Genomic DNA, 21485 nt, shown 5'->3' on the forward strand with positions numbered 1-21485 from the left:
TTACCAGTAGTTTTCCACCGCCACCTGACCAGGGCGCCGAGCAAGGCTCAGGTTCATGTGCCGCTGTTTGAGCAAGGCGCGGGTGTCGTCGATCATCTGCGGATTGCCACACAGCATGACCCGCGAGTGTTCGGCAGACAGTTCCACACCGGCGGCTCGCTCCAGTTCACCGTTCTCGATCAGTGTCGTAATCCGACCGTTCAGTGCACCGGGGTGTGTCTGGCGAGTCACAGTGGGAATGTACTGCAGCTTGTGGATGTGCTCCGCCAGATAATCACGCTGTGCCAGTTCAGCGATCAATTGCTGGTAAGCCAGCTCACGCGCTTCTCTGACGCTGTACACAAGGATTATCCTGTCGAATTTTTCCCAGACTTCGAAATCCTGCAGGATCGACAGGAAAGGCGCCACCCCCGTACCTGTCGACAACAGCCACAAATCGCGCCCGTCGACGAAACGATCAAGGGTCAGATAGCCATAGGCCTGACGTTCAACCATCAAGGTATCGCCGACCTCCAGTCGACTCAGTTCACTGGTGAACTCGCCTCCGGGTACTACGATAGAAAAGAACTCAAGAAACTCGTCGAACGGTGAAGACACCATGGAGTAGGCGCGCCACACCGTGCAGCCATCAGCCTTGATCACACCGAGTCGGGCGAACTGACCGGCACGAAAGCGAAAACCCGCATCACGGGTGGTACGCAAGGTGAACAGGTTGGGCGTCAACGGCTGCACGTCCAGCAAGGTCTGATGGGTGAATTTTTCTGCACTGGTGGTCATTGGGCACTCCATTCAACGGTGCCCAACAGTCTCGCGCAAAGTCGCCCGCTTAAACACCACTGATTTGTAGTGACATTCAGGATGTCTACATAGCGGACAAGTACGTACAGTTTTTTAATTCATCTCTGAAAAGTAATAATTTGTAACGATGATAAGCCACATATAAAACACTCTGTACTTAATAACCAGTCATCCAAATAATCACTCCTTGCAAGAGCAAAATAATCAGAACGCTAAGTGGGAAACGTCCTACACTCGCTTTCGTGCGGATCAAATTGGATCCAACCAGCACCCCAAGAAATTGCACGGAGCATTTTTTAATGGAAACGTGGAAGGAGTCGCAGTTGAAGCAACTGACTTTCGCCAAGGGCATCGATACTGCGTATCCGATATTGCTCAGATTTGCCGAAAATCTAGGTTTCAACTTTTGCGCAGTAACTGTTACATCGCCGCAACAAGTCACGTCACTAAACACGTTGCAATTCAATAACTACCCTGAAGAATGGAACACACAATATGAACAAAGAAAATTCAGTTCAATTGATCCGGTAGTAGCACATTGCAATCATTCTATGATGCCGATTGTCTGGAGTGAAACGCTGTATGCGAAGACTCCGCAGGTATGGCAAGCCTTACAGCAACAAGGCCTGCAACATGGCTGGTCGCAATCTTTCCATCATGAGGAAAGCGGCTTGTGCAGCATCCTCAGCCTGGCGCGCAAACATTGCCCGATCAGTCCACTCGAACTGTATGAACATTTTGGCTATATCTTTTATGCGGCCAGTCATTTAAGCGAATTGTTCGCCCGCACGATGCCCAAGCCACCCGCCAAGCCTGACCAGCCGCATCTTTCGCCGCGAGAACTGGAGGTTCTGCAATTGTCCGCTGGCGGCAAGACAGCCTATGAGATTTCCAAGATCCTCAGCCTGAGCGAGCGCACCGTTAACTATCACGTGCAAAACGTGATCGAGAAGCTCAACGTCTGCAACAAGATATCGGCGGTCATCGCCGCTGCCAGAGCCGGCATTATCTGAACCTGCTGCCTTGCCCCCAGTAAAACTTACGGGTATTCGCGCAGAAAAAAACGTACCATTTGTGGCCTTTCCGAGTGATGACGCTATCTGCCAGCGTCGTATTCCACTTGGTGGGTTCAACCGCGAGACTTCCGGCCGCGGGTCACACCATGATTACCCTGAGTCCCCGCCCCATGCCCTTGCTTGACACGCCCTTCGCCCAACTCGACCTGATCCGCCAGCCCGAACAGCAAAACGAACCGCTGCAAGCTTTCGACGCCGCCGATGAATATCTGCTCAATCATCTGGCTGCGCAGCAACCGGCGTCCGGCACTCGGGTATTGGTGCTCAACGATAGCTTCGGCGCGTTGGCCGCCAGTTTGCTGGGCAAGGTTGAAGTCAGCAGCAGCGGCGATTCGTTTCTGGGTTTTCAGGGACTGGAAAAGAATCTGCTGCGCAACGGGCAGGCCTTCGATGCGATCCAGGGGATCCCGGCAAGCGAGCCTTTCACCGGGCCGTTCGACCGAGTATTGATCCGCGTACCGAAAACCCTGGCCTTGCTGGAAGAACAACTGATTCGCCTGCAAGGGCAACTGGCGCCCGGCGCTGAAGTGATCGCCGCCGCCATGGTTAAACACCTGCCGCGCGCCGCAGGCGATTTGCTGGAACGCTACATCGGCCCGGTGCGGGCTTCACTGGCGGTGAAAAAAGCACGACTGTTGATTGCCACCCCTGAAGCGAAAGAGCCGGCGGTGTCGCCCTACCCGTCCCGTTATCGTCTCGACACTCCGGCCATCGAACTGCTCAACCATGCCAACGTGTTCTGCCGAGAAGGCCTGGACATCGGCACCCGTGCATTTCTCCCGCATCTGCCGAAGAACCTCGGCACTGCACGAGTCGCCGACCTTGGCTGCGGCAACGGTGTACTGGCCATTGCCAGCGCCCTGCAAAACCCCGACGCGCACTACACGCTGGTCGACGAATCTTTCATGGCGGTGCAGTCGGCTGCCGAGAACTGGCGCGCAGCGCTCGGTGATCGCGACGTGATCGTGCGTGCCGGCGATGGTCTGGCCGGTCAGGAAGCACAATCGCTGGACGTGGTGCTGTGCAATCCGCCGTTCCATCAGCAGCAAGTGGTCGGTGATTTCCTTGCCTGGCGCATGTTCCAACAAGCGCGCGAAGCGTTGGTCGTGGGCGGTGCGTTGTACATCGTCGGCAACCGTCACCTGGGCTATCACAGCAAACTGGCGCGGCTGTTCCGCGGCGTCGAGCAAGTGGCGAACACACCGAAATTCGTGATTCTCAAAGCCCGCAAGTAAAATGGCAGGCAAAAAAAACCCTCCGTTCGGAGGGTTCCAAAGCCGTGCCTTGAAGGCGACGGGACGTTTCAGTGAGTGCTCAGACCTGCGGCGTTCATGAACATGCGCATCAGGCTCGCGACGATAAACAGCGCGCCGACGCTACCGACCCAGATCATGGCCAACCAGCCAAGCCGCTGCCACAGCGGCTTTTTTTCGGCTTCTTCAATGTCGTGCAGGGAATGTTTGCCAGTCATTGCATCAATCCTCAGTTAGCTCAATGGCGCCGCAACCGACGCCATCGCGGACAAGCCCGCTGCCACAGCTCTAGTGATAACCGTCTTCATGGGTGACCTTGCCGCGGAACACGTAGTAACTCCAGAAGGTGTAACCCAGGATGAACGGGATGATGAACAGTGTGCCGACCAGCATGAAGCCCTGACTTTGCGGCGGTGCGGCGGCGTCCCAGATCGAGATCGACGGCGGCACGATGTTCGGCCACAGGCTGATACCCAGACCGCTGTAGCCGAGGAAGATCAGCACCAGCGTCAGCAGGAACGGCATGTAGTTGGCGTTACGCGCCACGGCGCGGATCAAGCCATACATCGTTACCAGCACCAGAATCGGCACCGGCATGAACCAGAAGACGTTCGGCATGCTGAACCAGCGCGTCGCGATGTCCGGGTGGGCCAGCGGCGTCCACAGACTGACAATACCGATCACCGCCAGCAGCACAAAGGCCAGCGGCCGCGCCAGATTGTGCATCTGCTCTTGCAGCTTGCCTTCGGTCTTCATGATCAGCCAGGTGCAGCCGAGCAAGGCGTAGGCCACCACCAGCGCAGCGCCGCAGAACATCGTGAAAGGCGTCAGCCAATCGAGTGAACCACCGGCAAATTGCCGATTGACCACCGCAAATCCATCAATGAATGCACCGAGCGCCACGCCCTGGAAGAACGTCGCCACCACCGAACCACCGATGAATGCCTTGTCCCACAGGTGGCGCTTGTCGTCCTTGGCCTTGAAGCGAAACTCGAACGCCACGCCGCGGAAAATCAGCCCGATCAGCATGAAGATCAGCGGCAGGTACAACGCCGACAGCACCACCGAATAGGCCAACGGGAACGCGCCAAACAGCGCTGCGCCGCCCAGCACCAGCCAGGTTTCGTTGCCGTCCCAGACTGGGGCGACGGTGTTCATCATTACGTCACGGTCGACTTTGCCCGGGATGAACGGGAAGAGAATCCCGATGCCCAGATCGAAGCCGTCCATGACCACGTACATCATGATGCCGAAGATGATGATCACGGCCCAGATCAGCGGAAGATCAATACCCATGAGTCAAATCTCCTTGGTCAGACGGGTGTCGTCGCCGTGGTCGGCATCGCCCGAATCGTCGGCTGCGGACAACGGGCGGGCCGGTGTGCGTTTCTTGCCAGGGCCACCTTCGGGCGCATCTTCGCCCTCGCTGATCTTCGGCCCCTTGCGCACCAGGCGCATCATGTAACCGAGACCGGCACCGAACAGCGCGAAATACACCACCACAAACATGATCAGCGTGATGCTCATCTGCACGAAGCTGTGATTGGAAGACGCATCCGCCGTGCGCATCAGCCCGTAAACCACCCACGGCTGGCGGCCGATTTCAGTGGTAAACCAGCCAGCGAGGATCGCGATCAGACCGGACGGCCCCATCCACAACGCCAGGTACAGGAACGGACGCGAGGTGTAGAGCGTGTCGCGTTTACGCAGCCACAGACTCCACAGACCGGTGAAGATCATCAGGAAACCGAGGCCGACCATGATCCGGAACGACCAGAACACGATGGTCGAATTCGGCCGGTCTTCCGGCGGGAAGTCCTTGAGCGCCGGCACCTGTTTGTCCAGCGAGTGGGTCAGGATCAGGCTGCCGAGGTACGGGATCTCCACGGCGAATTTGGTTCTTTCTTCTTTCATGTCCGGCCAGCCGAACAGGATCAGCGGCGTCGGCTCGTCACCCTTGTTTTCCCAGTGACCTTCGATCGCGGCAATTTTTGCCGGCTGATGCTTGAGGGTATTGAGACCGTGGAAGTCGCCAATGACTGCCTGGATCGGCGCGACGATCAGTGCCATCCACATGGCCATCGACAGCATGGTGCGGATCGCCGGGTTGTCCTTGCCGCGCAGCAAGTGCCAGGCCGCTGACGAGCCGACGAAAAATGCCGTCGCAACAAACGCCGCAGTCGCCATGTGCATCAGACGGTAAGGAAATGACGGGTTGAAGATGATTGCAAACCAGTCGGTTGGAATCACCTGACCGTTGACGATTTCGAAGCCTTGCGGGGTCTGCATCCAGCTATTGGAAGCAAGAATCCAGAACGTCGAAATCAATGTGCCGACAGCGACCATGACCGTGGCGAAGAAGTGCAGCTTGCGCCCGACCTTGTTCCAGCCAAACAGCATCACGCCAAGGAAACCGGCTTCAAGAAAGAATGCCGTGAGCACCTCATAGGTCAATAGCGGCCCCGTTACGGAACCGGCGAAGTCCGAGAAGCGGCTCCAGTTGGTGCCGAACTGATAGGCCATGACCAGCCCCGAGACCACGCCCATACCGAAGTTGACGGCAAAGATCTTCGACCAGAAATGGTAGAGGTCACGGTAAGTGTCGTTGTGGGTTTTCAGCCACAGGCCTTCGAGTACCGCAAGGTAACTCGCCAGACCGATGGTGATGGCCGGGAACAGGATGTGGAACGAGATGGTGAACGCGAACTGAATTCGGGCGAGATCGAGTGCCTCTAAACCGAACATATGGCTTCCTCTGTCAGGTAATACCGGCTGCGGACCCGGAGGCCTGCACCCACTGCCCCCACGGATATGGAGTGCGGCGAATTCGGATTCGTTCTTTTTAAACAACCATCGCAACGCAGGGAGTCTGGCCAATTGGCCACCGGATCAATTCCGTCTGAGGTCTTGATCTGGATCAAGCAACGTAGAAAGAGTAGTCCCATTTGCGACGAAGAACCGCGTGGTCGTTTGCCGCGTGACAAGTTGCCTCATCGCCTCGGCAAAGCCCTGAACCGTTTTTTTTGATGAATGCAGTTCCTGTGGCGAGGGGATTTATCCCCGTTGGGCTGCGAAGCGGCCCCGAATCCATTCAACGCGTCTCTTCAATTGAATCGCGTCGCCGCATTTGCGACTGCTGCGCAGCCGAACGGGGCGGTGCGACGTTTCGCTAAATCCCCTCGCCACAGGGTTGATTCGTGCTCATAGGAAAATCGATGTTTGCCTAACTAAATTTTTCGTCATGGCAACTTCCTGTTACAGACTGGTGATAATCTCGCGATTCCTCTCGAGCCAGACCTGCCTTCAGATGCCCAGCCAAGAGCCCCTGCTGTTACGTCACCATCGTCCTTTTCTTGCGTTCTGGCTGGCACGGGTTTTCACGGCCAGCGGCTTTCAGATGCTCACCGTGGCCATCGGTTGGAACCTCTACCAACTGACCGGCAACGTCCTCGACCTTGGGCTGGTCGGTCTGGTCGAGTTCGCCCCGCGCGTGTTGTTCATGCTGCACACCGGACACGTCGCCGACCGCTATGACCGGCGCAAGGTCGCGGCCCTCTGCCAGTCGTTGCAGGCGTTGATCGCCCTGGCGCTGGCGATTGGCAGCGCTACCGATCACGTCACCCGGGAGATGATTTTCATCCTCGCCTTCCTGCTCGGCGCAGCGCGTTCGTTCGAGATGCCGACCACTCAGGCGCTGCTGCCAAGCATTGTTCCCAGCGCACTGTTCCCGCGGGCCGTCGCCGCGGCGCAGTCGGCGCAACAATCAGCAACCATCGTTGCTCCAGCGCTTGGCGGTCTGCTCTATGCGTTCGGCAGTGTCTGGGTCTATGGCCCGACCGTGCTTCTGTATGTGATTGCCTGCACGTTAATGCTCAACTTGCCGGCCCGTCAGACACCGTTGAACAAAGGCAAAGCCACGCTGGATTCACTGCTGGCGGGGATTCGTTTCATTCGCAGTCGCCCGGACATTCTCGGTGCGATTTCGCTGGATCTGTTCGCGGTGCTGCTCGGTGGCGCCACCGCACTGCTGCCGGTGTTCGCCAAGGATATTTTGCTGACCGGCCCGTGGGGCCTGGGCCTGCTGCGTTCGGCGCCAGCAGTCGGCGCGCTGGGGATGTCGCTGTTCCTCGCGCGATTTGCTGTGGAACGCAATGTCGGCCGGATAATGTTTACCGCTGTCGGCATCTTCGGCGTCGCGACCATCGCCTTCGGCCTGTCGACCTCGCTCTGGTTCTCGCTGGCGGTGCTGGTAGTGCTCGGCGCGGCAGACATGATCAGCATGGTGATCCGCGCCTCCTTCGTGCAACTGGAAACCCCGGACGAAATGCGCGGCCGGGTCAGCGCGGTCAACGGCCTGTTCATCGGCGCCTCGAACCAGTTGGGCGAATTCGAATCCGGCGTCACCGCCCACTGGTTCGGCACCGTGCCGGCGGTGGTCATGGGTGGGATCGGCACGCTGGTGGTGACCGGGACATGGATCAAACTGTTCCCGACGCTGGCTAACCGCGACCGGATGCATGTGCCGGTGGAAGAAGTGAAGGTTTGAAGCTATTCAAACCACCAACTCCCCCGCCACTTTCGCCCGTAACGCCTTGCCGCCCATCTGCTCGACCAGCGTCAACGCAAACTCCAGCGCGGCGCCGGAGCTTTGGGCGGTGATGCAGTTGCCGTCGACGACCACGGGTTGATCAACAAACGTACAGCCCGACAATTGATGGCTGGCACTCGGCAGGCAGGTCATGCGCCGCTGGCGCAAAACGCCAAAGGCTTGCAGGGCGATGGCCGGGGCTTCGCCGATGGCGGCGAAGAGGCGTCCGGCGCTGGCCTGATCCTTGAGCAGTTGTTGCAGCGGTTGATGCGCCGCCAAATGTTGTGAACCGACGGCACCGCCGGGCAGGACGATCAGGTCGAACGTCTGCGCCAGCACATCAACCAACATGCCGTCAGCGGTCAGGCGCGTGCCGCGGGCGCAGGTCAACATGCGGCGGCCTTCGATGCTGGCCGCCATCACTTCGATGCCGGCGCGGCGCAACACATCGATCAGGGTCACGCTGTGCAGATCATCGATGCCCTCGGCGAGGGTAATCAGGGCTCTAAAAGTCATGGGCGCTTTCCGCTGGGTGATCTTCAAAGCGTAGTCAGCTTCGCCCGGATCGCGCAGCAACAGCCGTTACTTGATGTAAAGCTGCGTCGACATTGTGTTGCGCGGAGCGTTGATCGAGGTGTTGCTGAAGGAGAAGGTGCCTTCCTGCTTGCCCGCCAGATCGAAGGTATAAAGAGAGCCGACGGTTTTGCTGCCGGGCGTGCACTCGGTCAGATTGCCGGTCTCGAAGGCACAGACCGGGGACCGGGTGCCATTGACCTCGAAACCGTCCAGCGTGGCCTGCGGCTGGTTCTGGCCATAACCGACTTCCAGCACGTAGACCTTGATGCTCGCGCCGTTGTGATTGCACTGGGTTTGCGCCTGACCATCGGCAATGTCTTCAAGGCCGCAGGCCGACGATTGCACCTTGATGACTTTGACTTGTGACAAGGGCGGCGCCGAGGCCGCCCACACAGCCGACGTCCCGGCCATCAGGCCTGCGATCAATCCAAAAGCTTTTATCCAGCGCTTGCTCATGCGTTGCTCATCCCCCAAAAAACTGCGCGCAGTATGGCGCAGTTGATCCCGGCGCAAAACTTCGCCGACGATCGACACCAACATCCGCCAAATTCCTCACGCGGCTGGTATGATGCGCGGCTTTTTCCGGCCCACCACAATTTTCCAGGCGCTTGCGACGGTCTGTGCTTTGCTGTTGAGGTCGATACATTCACGGCGCCACGCGCGCCACGGGGAGCGGACATGCTGGAAAGGCTGTTTCAACTCAAGGCACACAACACCAACGTGCGGACCGAGATTCTGGCGGGCATCACGACTTTCCTGGCCATGGCCTACATTCTGTTCGTCAACCCGAGCATTCTCGGCGAGACCGGCATGGACAAGGGCGCGGTGTTCGTCGCCACCTGTCTGGCCGCAGCCATTGGCTCGACGGTCATGGGTCTGATCGCCAACTACCCGATCGCCCTTGCACCGGGCATGGGGCTGAACGCTTTCTTCACCTATACCGTCGTCCTGCACATGGGCCATACGTGGCAAGTGGCGCTGGGTGCGGTGTTCATTTCCGCGGTGCTGTTCTTCCTGTTGTCGATCTTCCGTATCCGTGAATGGATCATCAACAGCATCCCGCTGCCGCTGCGTTCGGCGATTGCCGCCGGTATCGGTCTGTTCCTGGCGCTGATCGCCCTGCACAACGCCGGCATCGTGGTCAGCAACCCGGCGACCATGGTCGGCCTCGGTGACCTGAAACAACCTGCGCCAATCCTCGCCACCCTCGGTTTCGCCCTGATCGTCGCCCTCGAAGCACTGAAAGTGCGCGGCGCGGTGCTGATCGGCATCCTGGCGGTGACCATCACCTCGATCGCCATGGGCTTCACCCCGTTCGGCGGCGTGACCTCGTTGCCACCTTCGCTGGCACCGACCTTCCTGCAACTGGACATCATGGGCGCACTGGACATCGGTCTGGTCAGCGTGATCTTCGCTTTCCTGTTCGTCGATCTGTTCGACAACTCCGGCACCCTGATCGGTGTTGCCAAGCGCGCCGGCCTGATGGGCAAGGACGGCCACATGCCGAAAATGGGGCGCGCACTGATCGCTGACAGCACCGCGGCCATGGCCGGTTCGCTGCTGGGCACCTCGACCACCACCAGCTACATCGAATCCGCTGCTGGCGTGAGTGCCGGTGGCCGTACCGGTCTGACGGCCATCGTCGTGGCGATTCTGTTCCTGCTGGCGTTGTTCTTCTCGCCACTGGCGGCCAGCGTTCCGGCTTTCGCCACTGCACCGGCGCTGCTGTTCGTCGCCGTGTTGATGACTTCCGGCCTGGCGGAAATAGACTGGGATGACATCACCGTCGCCGCGCCGGTCGTCGTGACTGCGCTGGCCATGCCGTTCACTTACTCGATCGCCAACGGCATCGCGTTTGGCTTCATCGCCTGGACCGCGATCAAGTTGCTGTCGGGCCGCGCTCGTGAGCTGAACCCGGCGCTGGTGATTCTGTCGATTCTGTTCGTGATCAAGTTGGGTTGGTTCAACGCATGACTTTCGATTCCAAGGCTTACGCCGAACAACTTGAAGCCAAGGTCACGCGTCTGCGTGATCTGCTGGCGCCGTTCGATGCACCCGAGCCGACAGTGTTCGACTCGCCGTTGCAGAACTTCCGCCTGCGTGCTGAATTTCGCCTGTGGCGCGAGGCCGGTGAGCGGCATTACGCGATGTTCTCCCAGGACGACAAGCGCACGCCGATCCTCATCGAAGAGTTCCCGATTGCCAGCCTGCGCATCAACCAGTTGATGCCGCAGCTCAAGGCAGCGTGGCAAGCCAGTTCGGCGTTGAGTCACAAGCTGTTTCAGGTGGAGTTTCTGACCACGCTGGCCGGCGACGCAATGATCACCCTGTGCTACCACCGTCCGCTGGACGAGCACTGGCACGCGGCGGCCACCAAGTTGTCGGCAGATCTTGGCGTTAGCATCATCGGTCGTTCGAAGGGCAAACGCGAAGTCATCGGCCAGGATTATGTGGTCGAGAAACTTGAAGTCGGCGGCCGCACCTTCAGCTACCGCCAGCCGGAAGGCGCGTTCACCCAGCCTAACGGCACGGTGAACCAGAAGATGTTGAACTGGGCTTACGAAGCGCTGGGCGATCGCACCGACGATCTGCTGGAGCTGTATTGCGGCAACGGCAACTTCACCCTGCCGCTGGCGACCCGCGTGCGTAAAGTACTGGCCACCGAAATCAGCAAGACGTCGGTCAACGCCGCGTTGAGCAACCTCAGCGAAAACGCTGTGGATAACGTCACGCTGGTGCGCTTGTCCGCCGAAGAGCTGACCGAAGCGCTCAACGAAGTCCGTCCGTTCCGTCGCCTGCACGGCATCGATCTGAAAAGCTACGAGTTCGGTAGCGTATTCGTCGATCCACCGCGCGCCGGCATGGACCCGGACACCTGCGAGCTGACCCGGCGTTTCGACAACATCCTGTACATCTCCTGCAACCCGGAAACCCTGGCGGCCAACATCGCCCAATTGCACGACACGCACCGCATTACTCAGTGCGCGTTGTTCGACCAGTTCCCGTGGACGCATCACATGGAATCGGGTGTGCTGCTGACCCGGCGCTGATTGCAGATGCTGGATGCGAGAAAGCCGTCGTGATGACGGCTTTTTTGTGGGCGATTACACAGCAGGGTCGGCTTTGCGTGGACGGCCGCCCTTTTTGCCGTTTGCCCGCGCGGCTTCAGATTTTGCAGCACTGCTCTGACGACCGTTGCGCGAAGCAACCACCGAGGCCGCCATCACCATCAATGAAGGGCTCGCCGAAATCATCCCGGCGATGGAAACATCGAGGTCTTTGCCTTCGTGGCAAAGCGCAGTGCCGCCAAAACCGATGTTCAGGTTCGCATAATCATCCGCATCGAATCCGTCAAACTCCGGATACCGATCCACCGGGAGCAACACACCGCTACCGTCTTCAAAGCGAATGACCAAGGATGTTTTTTCAAAGGTCACCGATACAGCCTGCAAGCTGCTTGCACGGCGTGCTTCTCCGCGCTTGATGGCTGCTTCGACCATTTCTTCCGTCAGCGGGCTACGTGCGGACGGCTTTGCCTTGATGACTTTCATAACTCGATTTCAACTCCTTCCAATGCGCCTCTCAATGTCAGAAGGGTCTTGTACTCTCCTGGCTCATAACGCGCCGAACCTATTCTGTAAGTGGTGTCGCTGACCGATTTCATCACTGGCACTTCGTTTGATTCGCAATCCCATACCTGATTGTCGAGGCAAACGGTTTGCAAGCCTGACCACCAGATTCCTCGAGCTCGACGCAAGTGAGCAGGCTGTTCAAGTGATCGACACAAGCCTTCGAGCAAGGCCGGTGGCGGTCGACGAGAAAGCGGAACGACATCCCACAGGTCAACGTCGTTGTGCCAGAAGCTGAACAGAAATCGGGCGGCCCAGTTATCTGTACTTACATGAACGTGGGGCGGGCAATGCTCATCTCGCAGCATGATGACTATCGATAATCCTTTGTAGCTGCATACCTTCATGCTAACCCATCTGTTAGGTTAATAAGTTTCACGATTCGATATCCCTTTCAAATCCGACGATCGGTGATGAGTCGCACGATGCTTTTGATCTTTTGAGGCTAGCGCTGATACATCAGGTAGGGCCGTGAATCTTTGAGAAAAAACGTAAGCAAAGCTGTCGTTACATCCCGATCAATATGCGACGCCCAATTAGCTTTTGTGCGATCACCGAACAAAAAACCCCAAGCACCCAACCGTTCAATTGACCCGTGTAACCATCTAGTACATTTTATCTCCACAGGCTGAAACCCTCGGCCAAAGCCAAAAACAATAAGTGGAGTTACCCGCATGCCCCCTATCGTTCTGGTGCTCAACGGCCCGAACCTGAACCTGCTCGGCACCCGTGAGCCCGCAACGTACGGCCACGAAACCCTCGCTGACATCTCCGCGCTGTGCGGTCGTGCCGGTGAAGAGCTCGGCCTGACCGTGGAGTTTCGCCAGACCAATCACGAAGGCGAACTGCTCGACTGGATTCACGCCGCCCGTGGCCGTTGCGCCGGGATCGTGATCAATCCGGCAGCGTGGACGCACACCTCGGTGGCGATACGTGATGCATTGGTCGCCAGCGAACTGCCGGTGATCGAAGTGCACCTGTCCAATGTCCACGCCCGCGAGGCGTTCCGTCACCACTCGTTCGTTTCAGCCATCGCCACGGCAGTGATGTGCGGGTTTGGCAGCCATGGCTATCGTCTGGCCCTGGAACATTTCAGCCAGCGGCTGAAGGGATGCGCGGCATGATTCGCAAAGACGTAATACTGGCCGGTCTGATCGGCGCCGGCATTCAAGCCTCGCGTACACCTGCGCTGCATGAACACGAAGGCGACGCGCAAGGCCTGCGTTATCTGTATCGCTTGATCGACCTCGATCAACTGCACATGGACAGCAGCGCCCTACCCGACTTGTTACTGGCAGCCGAGCGGATGAACTATACGGGGCTGAACATTACCTTCCCGTGCAAGCAAGCGATCATCCCGCTGCTCGACGAACTGTCTCCCGAAGCGCACGGTATCGGTGCGGTGAATACCGTGGTGCTCAAGGACGGCAAACGTGTCGGCCACAACACCGATTGCCTTGGGTTCGCCGAGGGTTTTCGCCGTGGCTTGAAGGACGCTGCCCGTGAGCGCGTGGTCCAGATGGGCGCCGGTGGCGCTGGCGCGGCAGTGGCCCACGCGCTGCTCAGCGAAGGCGTACAGCAACTGAGTATTTTCGACGTAGACAGTGAACGCGCCGAGCATCTGGCGAATAACCTCAATCAGCATTTGGGTTCGGGTCGCGCGGTAGCCGGTCACGACTTGCCAAGCACACTGAATCAGGCTGACGGCCTGGTGAATACCACGCCAATGGGCATGGCCAAACTGCCGGGGATGCCGGTGCCTGTCGAACTGTTACGCAAGGAATTGTGGGTGGCGGAAATCGTCTATTTCCCGCTGGAAACCGAATTGTTGCGTCACGCCCGCGCACTGGGTTGCCGGACATTGGATGGCGGCAACATGGCGGTGTTTCAGGCGGTGAAGGCGTTTGAGTTGTTCAGCGGCGTGGTGCCGGATGCGCAGCGGATGTTGGCGCACTTTCAAAGCATGAATAGCTGAGGGTCAACCCGTTTCCCTGTCGGAGCGAGCTTGCTCGCGAAGGCGTACCGTCAGCCAATGCATCTGCTGCCTGACACACCGCTTTCGCGAGCAAGCTCGCTCCCACGGGGGATTGCGTCAGGCCTGCAAGTACCGCAATACCGAGTCACAGATCATCTCGCGATGACGCTGCTTGATGCTTTCGTCCGGCAGATCGATCTGAAAAATCTCACCGAACGTGTGGCGGTTCGACACGCGATAAAAGCAGAACGAGCTGATCAACAAATGCACGTCCAGCGCATCGAGCCCGCTGCGGAACACACCCTCGTTGGCGCCCCGGCGCAGGATCTCGCCGAGGGAATCGAGGATGGTGTTGTTCATCGCCTTGATCGCATCGGATCGCTTCACGAACTCGGCGTTGTGGATGTTTTCAATGCAGACGATGCGCACGAAGTCGACGTTGCGGTCGTGATGGTCGAAGGTGAATTCCACCAACCGCCGAATCGCCACCACTGGCGATAATTCGACCAGGTGCAGACGGCTTTCCGTGTTGCGGATATCGCCGTAGAGCTTCTCCAGCACCTCTAAGTACAACTGCTCCTTACTGCCGAAGTAGTAATAGATCATTCGTTTGGAGGTGTGGATGCGCTCGGCAATCGCGTCGACGCGTGCACCGGACAATCCCTGCTGGACGAACTCGACGATCGCCTCCTGCAAGATATTCTCACGGGTCTTTTCCGGGTTGTTCTTGCGACTCTTGCGCGGCTCAACGGCGGGTTCGACGGGGGCTGCGGGGAGTTCTGAGGTCATTGTCATTGCGGGCTCACGGCCATCACTGCACAGGCTGGCGATTATGGGCCGAGCCGCACAGTGAAGGAAGCCGCGCGGCCCGTGTTTAATCCCGCGTTTACGAATTACCTACAACTTCGCCTGGCGCACCGCGCCACTGCGCGATTTGGCCATCGCGGCCAAACGCACCGCAACGTTCGCCGCGCCATACCCGGCATAGCCGTTTTTACGCTGGATGATCTCGAAGAAGAAGCGCCCCTCAAACGGCTCGGTGTAGACGTGAAACAGCTCGCCACCCTGCGCGTCGCGGTCATACAGCACGTTGTAATACGCCAGCTCACTGAGAAATTCGTCGTCGAAATCAAAACGTGCAGCGAGATCGTCGTAGTAGTTCAGCGGGATATCCAGCAACGGCACACCCGCCTCTTTGGCACGACTGACTTCGGCGAAAATGTCATCACAATCGAAGGCGATGTGATGCACACCGGAGCCTCGATAGCTCGACAGCGCATGGGAGATCGCCGTGTTGCGGTTCTCGGAAATGTTCAACGGCAAACGGATCGAGCTGTCGCGACTGCGCAGCGCACGGCTTTTCACCAGACCGTACGGGTCGGGCAGCACCACTTCGTCGTCGGCCTCGAAATCCAGCAGGCTCTTATAGAACAGCACCCAACTGTCGAGGCTGTCCGCCGGCAGCGCCATGGCCATGTGATCGATGCGCTTGAGACCGCCACGGGCCGGTGCGTCAGGCAGCAGATTGAAGTCGGTGCCGTAGACATCCGCCTGTTCATCCACCAGATAAATCAGGCTACCGTCGGGCGCGCGTACCGCCGCCAACTCAAGCTCGTTCGGCCCGACCAACCCGCGATAGGGCTGACCTTTAAAAGCCACGGCACGGGCCAAGGCACTGGCACTGTCCTTGACCCGCACCGCGGTGGCGCACAGCGATGGGCCGTGGGCCTCGAAGAAACTGTGCGCAAACGAGTACGGTTCAGAGTTGAGGATCAGGTTGATATCGCCCTGGCGCAGCAGGCTCACACTCTTGGATCGATGCTGCCCGGCCTTGACGAAACCCAAGCGCTCCAGCCAGTGCGAAAGCTTGGCACCGAGGCTTTCATCGACGGCGAACTCAAGAAACTCGATACCGTTGTACTCGCTGGCCTTCGGCGTCTCGAAGAGGATTTCGCGGTTGGCTACAGGCGTCGAAGCCTGCTCCAGCCGTTGACGGGTCTTCTCCTCCAGATACAGCAACGAACGCAAACCGTCGGCCGCGTTGGCCCGAGGCGGCGCAGCGCGGAAGCCATCGTTGAAAATTTCCAGTGACAGCGGCCCTGTGTAGCCACTCTGAATGATCGGTGCGAGAAAGCCCGGCAGATCGAATTCGCCCTGCCCCGGAAAGCAGCGGAAATGCCGGCTCCACTCCAGCACATCCATCGCCAGAATCGGCGCATCGGCCATCTGCACGAAGAAAATCTTCTCGCCGGGAATGTCGGCGATGGCAGACGGATCGCCCTTCAGCGACAACGTGTGAAAGCTGTCGAGCAGCACACCGAGGCTTGGGTGATCGGCCTGACGCACGATGTCCCAGACCTGTTGATAAGTGTTTACGTGTCGGCCCCACGCCAGCGCTTCGTAGCCGATGCGCAAACCACGGGCGCCAGCGCGCTCGGCCAGCAGTCGCAAGTCATCGATGAGAATTTGCTGATCGCCGACGCTGTCGACTGAAGCGTTACTGCACACCAGCACCAAATCGGTACCCAGCTCCTGCATCAGATCGAACTTGCGTTCCGCGCGCTCCAGATTGCGCGCCAGCCGATCGCGGCGGCAGCCTTCAAAATCACGGAACGGCTGAAACAGGGTGATGGCGATCCCGAGATCGACGCACATCTGTTTAATTTCACGGGGGCTGCCGTCGTAGTACAGGAGGTCGTTTTCGAAGATCTCCACTCCGTCGAACCCGGCGGCGGCAATGGCTTCGAGTTTTTCCGGCAGGGTGCCGCTCAAGGAAACGGTGGCAATGGAACGCTGCATGCTTCAACTCCCGGACTGCGCCGTTTGTGGCGGGGATCATTTTTATCGTGGGGAAATTATTGGCTGCATCACCTCGCGCAGCAATTTAAAGTGTACTAGCCGGTTAGTTTTGCGTGCGATTATCGAACACAATGGCGGTTTGACGAATTGACGATTTTTAGTCCACTGCCCACCATCGACTGCACATTGAGTCCGGACCTGAACCATCGGTCGCAGTGTTCGACAACCAAAGAACACCAAATAAAAAATCCAAAAACGGGTGGAACACATGATTCCTTCACAGACTTCCCGCATGGCCCCGGCCATGAACTCTGCCACGGGTGGCATCGGCGACAAGATCCGCGGCGCAATGGCGGTCGGCAAAACCCGCTGGGGTATGCTGGCACTGGTGTTTTTCGCCACCACCCTGAACTACATCGACCGCGCTGCCCTGGGCGTCATGCAGCCGATCCTCGCCAAGGAAATGAGCTGGACGGCGATGGATTACGCCAACATCAACTTCTGGTTTCAGGTCGGCTACGCCATCGGTTTCGTCCTGCAAGGACGGCTGATCGACCGGGTCGGCGTCAAGCGCGTGTTCTTCTGCGCCGTGCTGCTCTGGAGCCTGGCCACAGGCGCACACGGTCTGGCCACTTCGGCGGTCGGCTTCATGGTCTGCCGGTTTATTCTCGGTCTGACCGAGGCGGCGAATTACCCGGCCTGCGTGAAAACCACGCGCCTGTGGTTCCCTGCCGGTGAACGCGCCGTCGCCACCGGCATCTTCAACGCCGGGACCAACGTCGGCGCCATGTTCACGCCGATGCTGTTGCCGCTGGTTCTTCACGTATGGGGCTGGCAGGCGGCGTTCCTGTGCATGGCGGCACTGGGCGGGATCTGGTTGTTGTTCTGGGGTTTGAAGTACTTCAACCCGGAGGATCATCCGAGCGTTAAACAATCCGAGTTGGATTACATCCAGCAGGAAGTCGAACCGGAACAGGCTCGCGTACCGTTCTCGAAAATCCTGCGCATGCGCGGCACCTGGGCCTTCGCCATTGCCTACTCGTTGACCGCGCCGGTGTTCTGGTTCTACCTGTACTGGCTGCCGCCGTTTCTCAATCAGCAATACAACCTGGGCATCAACGTGACCCAGATGGGTATCCCGCTGATCATCATCTACCTCACCGCCGACTTCGGCAGTGTCGGTGGCGGCATCCTGTCTTCGTTCCTGATCGGTCGCGGCATGAACGCGATCAAGGCGCGGCTGCTGTCGATGTTGCTGTTCGCCTGCTGCATCATCGGCGTGGTCATGGCCGCCGGTTCCGCCAACCTGTGGGTCGCGGTGGCGGCGATCTCGCTGGCCATCGGTGCGCATCAGGCCTGGACCGCGAACATCTGGAGCCTGGTGATGGATTACACACCGAAGCACATGATGAGTACGGTGTTTGGTTTCGGCGGCATGTGCGCGGCGATCGGCGGGATGTTCATGACCCAGATCGTCGGCCATATCCTCACCGTCACCAACAACAACTACACCGTGCTGTTTACGCTGATCCCGGCGATGTACTTCCTCGCGCTGACGTGGATGTACTTCATGGCGCCGCGCAAGATTCCAACCATCGCCGAGTAACTCAATCCCTGTAGCTGCGGCACGCTGCTCCTACAGGGTTTTGTGTTTTCTGCTCTGCTGCCACGCCGCCGCCAACCCACTGCAACAGATCACCGCAATGCCGATCACCGTCAACCCACTCGGCGTGTGATTGAACAGCAGCCAGCCCAGCAACCCGGCAAACACAATCTGGCAATAACCGAACGGCGCCAGCAACGCCGGTGCGGCATGGCGAAACGCCTGGGTCAGGAACAGGTGAGCGGTCATCCCACAACTGCCCAGCGCCAGCATCAGCGCGGCGTGGGTCAATGTCGGCACCTGCCAGAAGAACGGCACCAACGCGCTCATCACCAACGTGTTGCATAACCCGGCAAAGAAGTTGCTGGTGGTCGGGCTGTCGATTTCGGCGAGCTTGCGAGTAAGCAACTGGTAGAAGCAGAAAAACAGCGCCGAGCACAGCGGCAGCAAAACGGCCGGCGTGAACAGTTCGCCACCCGGATGGACGATGATCAGCACGCCGATAAAGCCGCAAATCACCGCGACCCATTGGCCACGGGTCACCCGCTCCTTAAGCAGTGGCACCGACAACGCCGTCACCAGCACCGGCGCCAGGAAGTTCACCGCCGTGGCCTCCGCCAGCGGGATGTACATCAGCGCCGTGGTAAAAAACAGACTGGTGCCGAGCAGGCAAAGTGCGCGGATCAGCTGCCACAAAGGCTTCTTGGTGCGCAGGACGCGCAACCCGGATCGCGGTAGAAAAATCCCCGCCATCAGTAAGGTGTGCACCACGTAGCGGGCCCACACCACCATTACGATCGGATAGAACCCCGAGAGATACTTCGACAGCGCGTCATGACTGGAGAACAGGAACGTCGCCACGACAATCAGCATGATCCCTTTGAAGGGTTGGTTGACGCCGGATAACGGTGTACTGACGGTCATGAGCACTCCTTGTAAACACTGCCAGACAATCTAGAGCCAGGCGCCAGACTCTCACAGAGAATATTCATAATAGTGGGCGAACAACGCACCAAATGGTTCAACACCGGCTTCAATGATAACGAGCAAGGCTGCAGAACTTTTGATGGCGCGAAGTTATAGTCCTTTATCCTGCACATGAACCCGGATTTACGTGCCGATAGAACTGCCGGGCCAACCCAAGTGTCTGACGACCGGACTGGCGCCATACTCACGCACCAGCAACACTCATCACCACGAAACGTTTCATCCTGACAGATAGAGGATTCCCACATGCTATGGAAAAAAGGCCGACGCAGTGACAACGTCGTCGATGCCCGTGGTGATGATGCCGGCGGTGGCGGCGGCATGCGTTTTGGCGGCGGCAAGGGCCTGAGCATCGGGGCGATTCTGTTGATCGTCGGTATCGGCTGGATCACCGGGCAAGACCCGATGCAGATCCTCGGCCAGCTCACCGGGCAAATGTCCGAGCAACCGGCAGCCACTTCGCAGACCCGTCAGGCACCACCGGCCAACGATGAACAGGCGGAATTCGTCCGCTCGATCCTCGGCGATACCGAAGACACCTGGGGTCCGATTTTTCAGCAGGCCGGCCGGCAATATAAGGATCCGACCCTGGTGCTGTTCAGCAATCGGGTCAACTCCGCGTGTGGCATGGCCACCTCGGCCACCGGTCCGTTCTACTGCCCGGCAGACCAGAAGGTTTATCTGGACATGGCGTTCTTTCAGGAAATGTCGCAACGCTTCAAGGCCGCCGGCGACTTCGCCCAGGCCTACGTGATCGCTCACGAAGTCGGACACCATGTGCAGACACTTCTCGGCGTCTCGGCGAAAATTCAGACAGCCCGTCAGCAAGGTCGGCAGATGGAAGGTGACGGTGGTTTGCTGGTGCGCCAGGAACTGCAGGCCGATTGTCTGGCCGGCGTCTGGGCCTACAGCGCGCAAAAGCGCCTGAACTGGCTGGAACCGGGCGACATTGAAGAAGCCATGAACGCCGCCAACGCCATCGGCGATGATCGCTTGCAACAACAGGGTCAGGGCCGCGTGGTGCCGGACTCGTTCACCCACGGTACGTCAGCGCAAAGGGTGCGCTGGTTCAAAACCGGATTCGCGCAAGGCCAGGTCAGCCAGTGCGACACCTTCGCGGCGAAAAACCTGTAAATGCGTAAATGGCTTTTGGCTTTACTGATCATTGGCAGCACCGCGCAAGCGGCTGGCGTCGATGCAATCAGCTCTGGGCGCTTGCAACTCAAGGCTGGGGAAATGGCGGTGGGCATTGGCCCGGCGCCAGAGAAAATCGAGCGCGTGCTGATCGTCATTCATGGTCGATTGCGCAACGCCGAAACCTATCGCAAGAGCGCCGAAAGCGCGGCGGAACTGGCGGGCCAAACCAGCCACACGCTGGTGATCGCCCCGCAGTTTCTCAATGAAAGTGACGTGCCCTTGTACTCATTGCCCGCGACGGTGTTGCGCTGGAAAGGTAACGAGTGGATGGGCGGCGGTTTATCCACAGGTCCAAACCCGTTGAGTTCCTACGCAGCGCTGGACGAAATCGTCGCCCGCGTCACCGATCGAAAGCAGTTTCCCGACGTGAAGCAGATCGTGATTTTCGGTCACTCCGGTGGTGGCCAGGTGGTGCAGCGTTATGCCTTGCTCGCCAAGGATCAACCGGCGCTGAAGACCAACGGTATCCGTCTGCGTTATGTGGTGGCCAATCCGTCTTCATACGCCTATTTCAACGAGCAGCGACCGGTGGCGTTCGATCACGCCAAATGCCCGGGCTTCAATCGCTGGAAGTACGGTCTGTCAGACACACCGGTGTATGCCGGTGGGCAAACGCCGTTGCAGCTTGAAAGCAGTTACATCAAACGCGAGGTGATTTATCTGCTCGGGCAGCAGGACATCGACCCGCAGCACCCGGCGCTGGACAAGAGTTGTTCGGCAAAAACGCAGGGGGCTTATCGCCTGGAGCGGGGCAAGCTGTTTTTCGGTTACTTGCTGCGCCGCCATCCGGAAGGGGTGAATCAGCGGCTGGTTGAAGTGCCTGGGGTTGGGCATGACGGCGATGGGATGCTGACGTCGCCGGAGGGGCAGAAAGCGTTGTTCGATCAGTAAGTATTGTGCTGAATATTCCGGCCTCTTCGCGAGCAAGCTCGCTCCCACAGAGGATCTTCAGTGGATTCAAAATATGAGTCTGAAGAAAATCTACTGTGGGAGCGAGCTTGCTC

The 21485-nt window shown here is 58.7% G+C and carries 21 protein-coding genes; 10 read left to right on the plus strand and 11 right to left on the minus strand.

What is annotated here, in order from left to right; genetic code table 11:
- Positions 1-777, minus strand: a complete 777-nt coding sequence (locus ACIQVE_RS05400; RefSeq protein ID WP_402805286.1) for a ferredoxin--NADP reductase — start codon at positions 775-777, stop codon at positions 1-3.
- 320 nt (positions 778-1097) lie between these two features.
- On the opposite strand from ACIQVE_RS05400, the gene ACIQVE_RS05405 reads away from it, so the two are divergent.
- Both ACIQVE_RS05405 and ACIQVE_RS05410 read left to right on the plus strand, forming a co-directional pair.
- Positions 1098-1811, plus strand: coding sequence for an autoinducer binding domain-containing protein (locus ACIQVE_RS05405; protein ID WP_402805288.1), 714 nt, complete (start codon positions 1098-1100; stop codon positions 1809-1811).
- A gap of 173 nt (positions 1812-1984) precedes the next feature.
- Positions 1985-3109: a methyltransferase gene (locus ACIQVE_RS05410; protein WP_402805291.1), complete on the plus strand. Its 1125-nt coding sequence runs from the start codon at positions 1985-1987 to the stop codon at positions 3107-3109.
- 68 nt (positions 3110-3177) lie between these two features.
- Here ACIQVE_RS05410 and ACIQVE_RS05415 read toward each other — a convergent pair whose 3' ends face one another.
- The 3 genes from ACIQVE_RS05415 to ACIQVE_RS05425 form a co-directional block, all read right to left on the minus strand.
- Positions 3178-3345 (minus strand): DUF2474 domain-containing protein, encoded by a 168-nt coding sequence (locus ACIQVE_RS05415; protein WP_402805294.1) that lies wholly within the window; start codon positions 3343-3345, stop codon positions 3178-3180.
- Positions 3346-3415: 70 nt separating this feature from the next.
- Positions 3416-4423, minus strand: a complete 1008-nt coding sequence (gene cydB / locus ACIQVE_RS05420; protein ID WP_402805297.1) for a cytochrome d ubiquinol oxidase subunit II — start codon at positions 4421-4423, stop codon at positions 3416-3418.
- Positions 4424-4426: 3 nt separating this feature from the next.
- The gene (locus ACIQVE_RS05425; RefSeq protein ID WP_402805299.1) at positions 4427-5872 is read right to left on the minus strand and encodes a cytochrome ubiquinol oxidase subunit I; all 1446 of its coding nucleotides are present in this window, start codon (positions 5870-5872) and stop codon (positions 4427-4429) included.
- Positions 5873-6434: 562 nt separating this feature from the next.
- Here ACIQVE_RS05425 and ACIQVE_RS05430 point away from each other — a divergent pair.
- Positions 6435-7673: an MFS transporter gene (locus ACIQVE_RS05430; RefSeq protein ID WP_402805302.1), complete on the plus strand. Its 1239-nt coding sequence runs from the start codon at positions 6435-6437 to the stop codon at positions 7671-7673.
- Between the two features lie 6 nt (positions 7674-7679).
- Here the strand turns inward: ACIQVE_RS05430 and ACIQVE_RS05435 are convergent, their stop codons facing one another.
- Both ACIQVE_RS05435 and ACIQVE_RS05440 read right to left on the minus strand, forming a co-directional pair.
- The gene (locus ACIQVE_RS05435; protein ID WP_402805305.1) at positions 7680-8231 is read right to left on the minus strand and encodes a DJ-1 family glyoxalase III; all 552 of its coding nucleotides are present in this window, start codon (positions 8229-8231) and stop codon (positions 7680-7682) included.
- 66 nt (positions 8232-8297) lie between these two features.
- Positions 8298-8747 (minus strand): DUF4879 domain-containing protein, encoded by a 450-nt coding sequence (locus ACIQVE_RS05440; protein WP_402805624.1) that lies wholly within the window; start codon positions 8745-8747, stop codon positions 8298-8300.
- Between the two features lie 222 nt (positions 8748-8969).
- On the opposite strand from ACIQVE_RS05440, the gene ACIQVE_RS05445 reads away from it, so the two are divergent.
- Both ACIQVE_RS05445 and trmA read left to right on the plus strand, forming a co-directional pair.
- Entirely contained in the window at positions 8970-10265 is a 1296-nt protein-coding gene (locus tag ACIQVE_RS05445; protein WP_402805308.1) for an NCS2 family permease, read from the plus strand.
- Positions 10262-11341: a tRNA (uridine(54)-C5)-methyltransferase TrmA gene (gene trmA / locus ACIQVE_RS05450; RefSeq protein WP_402805311.1), complete on the plus strand. Its 1080-nt coding sequence runs from the start codon at positions 10262-10264 to the stop codon at positions 11339-11341. The genes ACIQVE_RS05445 and trmA overlap by 4 nt, the downstream gene beginning before the upstream one ends.
- A 54-nt stretch (positions 11342-11395) precedes the next feature.
- Here trmA and ACIQVE_RS05455 read toward each other — a convergent pair whose 3' ends face one another.
- Positions 11396-11842, minus strand: a complete 447-nt coding sequence (locus ACIQVE_RS05455) for a DUF2442 domain-containing protein (RefSeq protein ID WP_402805314.1) — start codon at positions 11840-11842, stop codon at positions 11396-11398.
- The gene (locus ACIQVE_RS05460) at positions 11839-12267 is read right to left on the minus strand and encodes a DUF4160 domain-containing protein (protein WP_402805316.1); all 429 of its coding nucleotides are present in this window, start codon (positions 12265-12267) and stop codon (positions 11839-11841) included. Before ACIQVE_RS05460 ends, ACIQVE_RS05455 begins: the two co-directional genes overlap by 4 nt.
- 327 nt (positions 12268-12594) lie before the next feature.
- On the opposite strand from ACIQVE_RS05460, the gene aroQ reads away from it, so the two are divergent.
- Together aroQ and ACIQVE_RS05470 are read left to right on the plus strand one after the other, a co-directional pair.
- Entirely contained in the window at positions 12595-13044 is a 450-nt protein-coding gene (aroQ, locus tag ACIQVE_RS05465) for a type II 3-dehydroquinate dehydratase (RefSeq protein ID WP_402805319.1), read from the plus strand.
- The gene (locus tag ACIQVE_RS05470; RefSeq protein WP_402805322.1) at positions 13041-13895 is read left to right on the plus strand and encodes a shikimate dehydrogenase; all 855 of its coding nucleotides are present in this window, start codon (positions 13041-13043) and stop codon (positions 13893-13895) included. Before aroQ ends, ACIQVE_RS05470 begins: the two co-directional genes overlap by 4 nt.
- Before the next feature lie 117 nt (positions 13896-14012).
- On the opposite strand, the gene ACIQVE_RS05475 is transcribed toward ACIQVE_RS05470, so the two are convergent.
- Positions 14013-14690 carry a TetR/AcrR family transcriptional regulator gene (locus ACIQVE_RS05475; RefSeq protein ID WP_402805324.1) on the minus strand — a complete coding sequence of 226 codons (678 nt, stop codon included), beginning with the start codon at positions 14688-14690 and terminating at the stop codon, positions 14013-14015.
- Positions 14691-14792: 102 nt separating this feature from the next.
- On the minus strand, positions 14793-16694 hold the full coding sequence (gene quiC / locus ACIQVE_RS05480) for a 3-dehydroshikimate dehydratase QuiC (protein WP_402805326.1): 1902 nt from the start codon (positions 16692-16694) through the stop codon (positions 14793-14795).
- Positions 16695-16962: 268 nt separating this feature from the next.
- On the opposite strand from quiC, the gene ACIQVE_RS05485 reads away from it, so the two are divergent.
- On the plus strand, positions 16963-18300 hold the full coding sequence (locus ACIQVE_RS05485) for an MFS transporter (protein ID WP_402805329.1): 1338 nt from the start codon (positions 16963-16965) through the stop codon (positions 18298-18300).
- 30 nt (positions 18301-18330) lie between these two features.
- Here ACIQVE_RS05485 and ACIQVE_RS05490 read toward each other — a convergent pair whose 3' ends face one another.
- A complete protein-coding gene (locus tag ACIQVE_RS05490) occupies positions 18331-19221 on the minus strand; it encodes a DMT family transporter (RefSeq protein ID WP_402805332.1) in 891 nt (296 codons plus the stop codon).
- A gap of 309 nt (positions 19222-19530) precedes the next feature.
- Here ACIQVE_RS05490 and ACIQVE_RS05495 point away from each other — a divergent pair, with 309 nt between their 5' ends.
- Complete coding sequence (locus ACIQVE_RS05495; protein WP_402805335.1) at positions 19531-20418, plus strand: neutral zinc metallopeptidase; 888 nt, start codon at positions 19531-19533, stop codon at positions 20416-20418.
- Entirely contained in the window at positions 20419-21372 is a 954-nt protein-coding gene (locus ACIQVE_RS05500) for an alpha/beta hydrolase (RefSeq protein WP_402805338.1), read from the plus strand.
- Positions 21373-21485 lie beyond the last annotated feature (113 nt).

Source organism: Pseudomonas sp. NPDC098747 (assembly GCF_044760045.1).
GTDB lineage: Bacteria > Pseudomonadota > Gammaproteobacteria > Pseudomonadales > Pseudomonadaceae > Aquipseudomonas.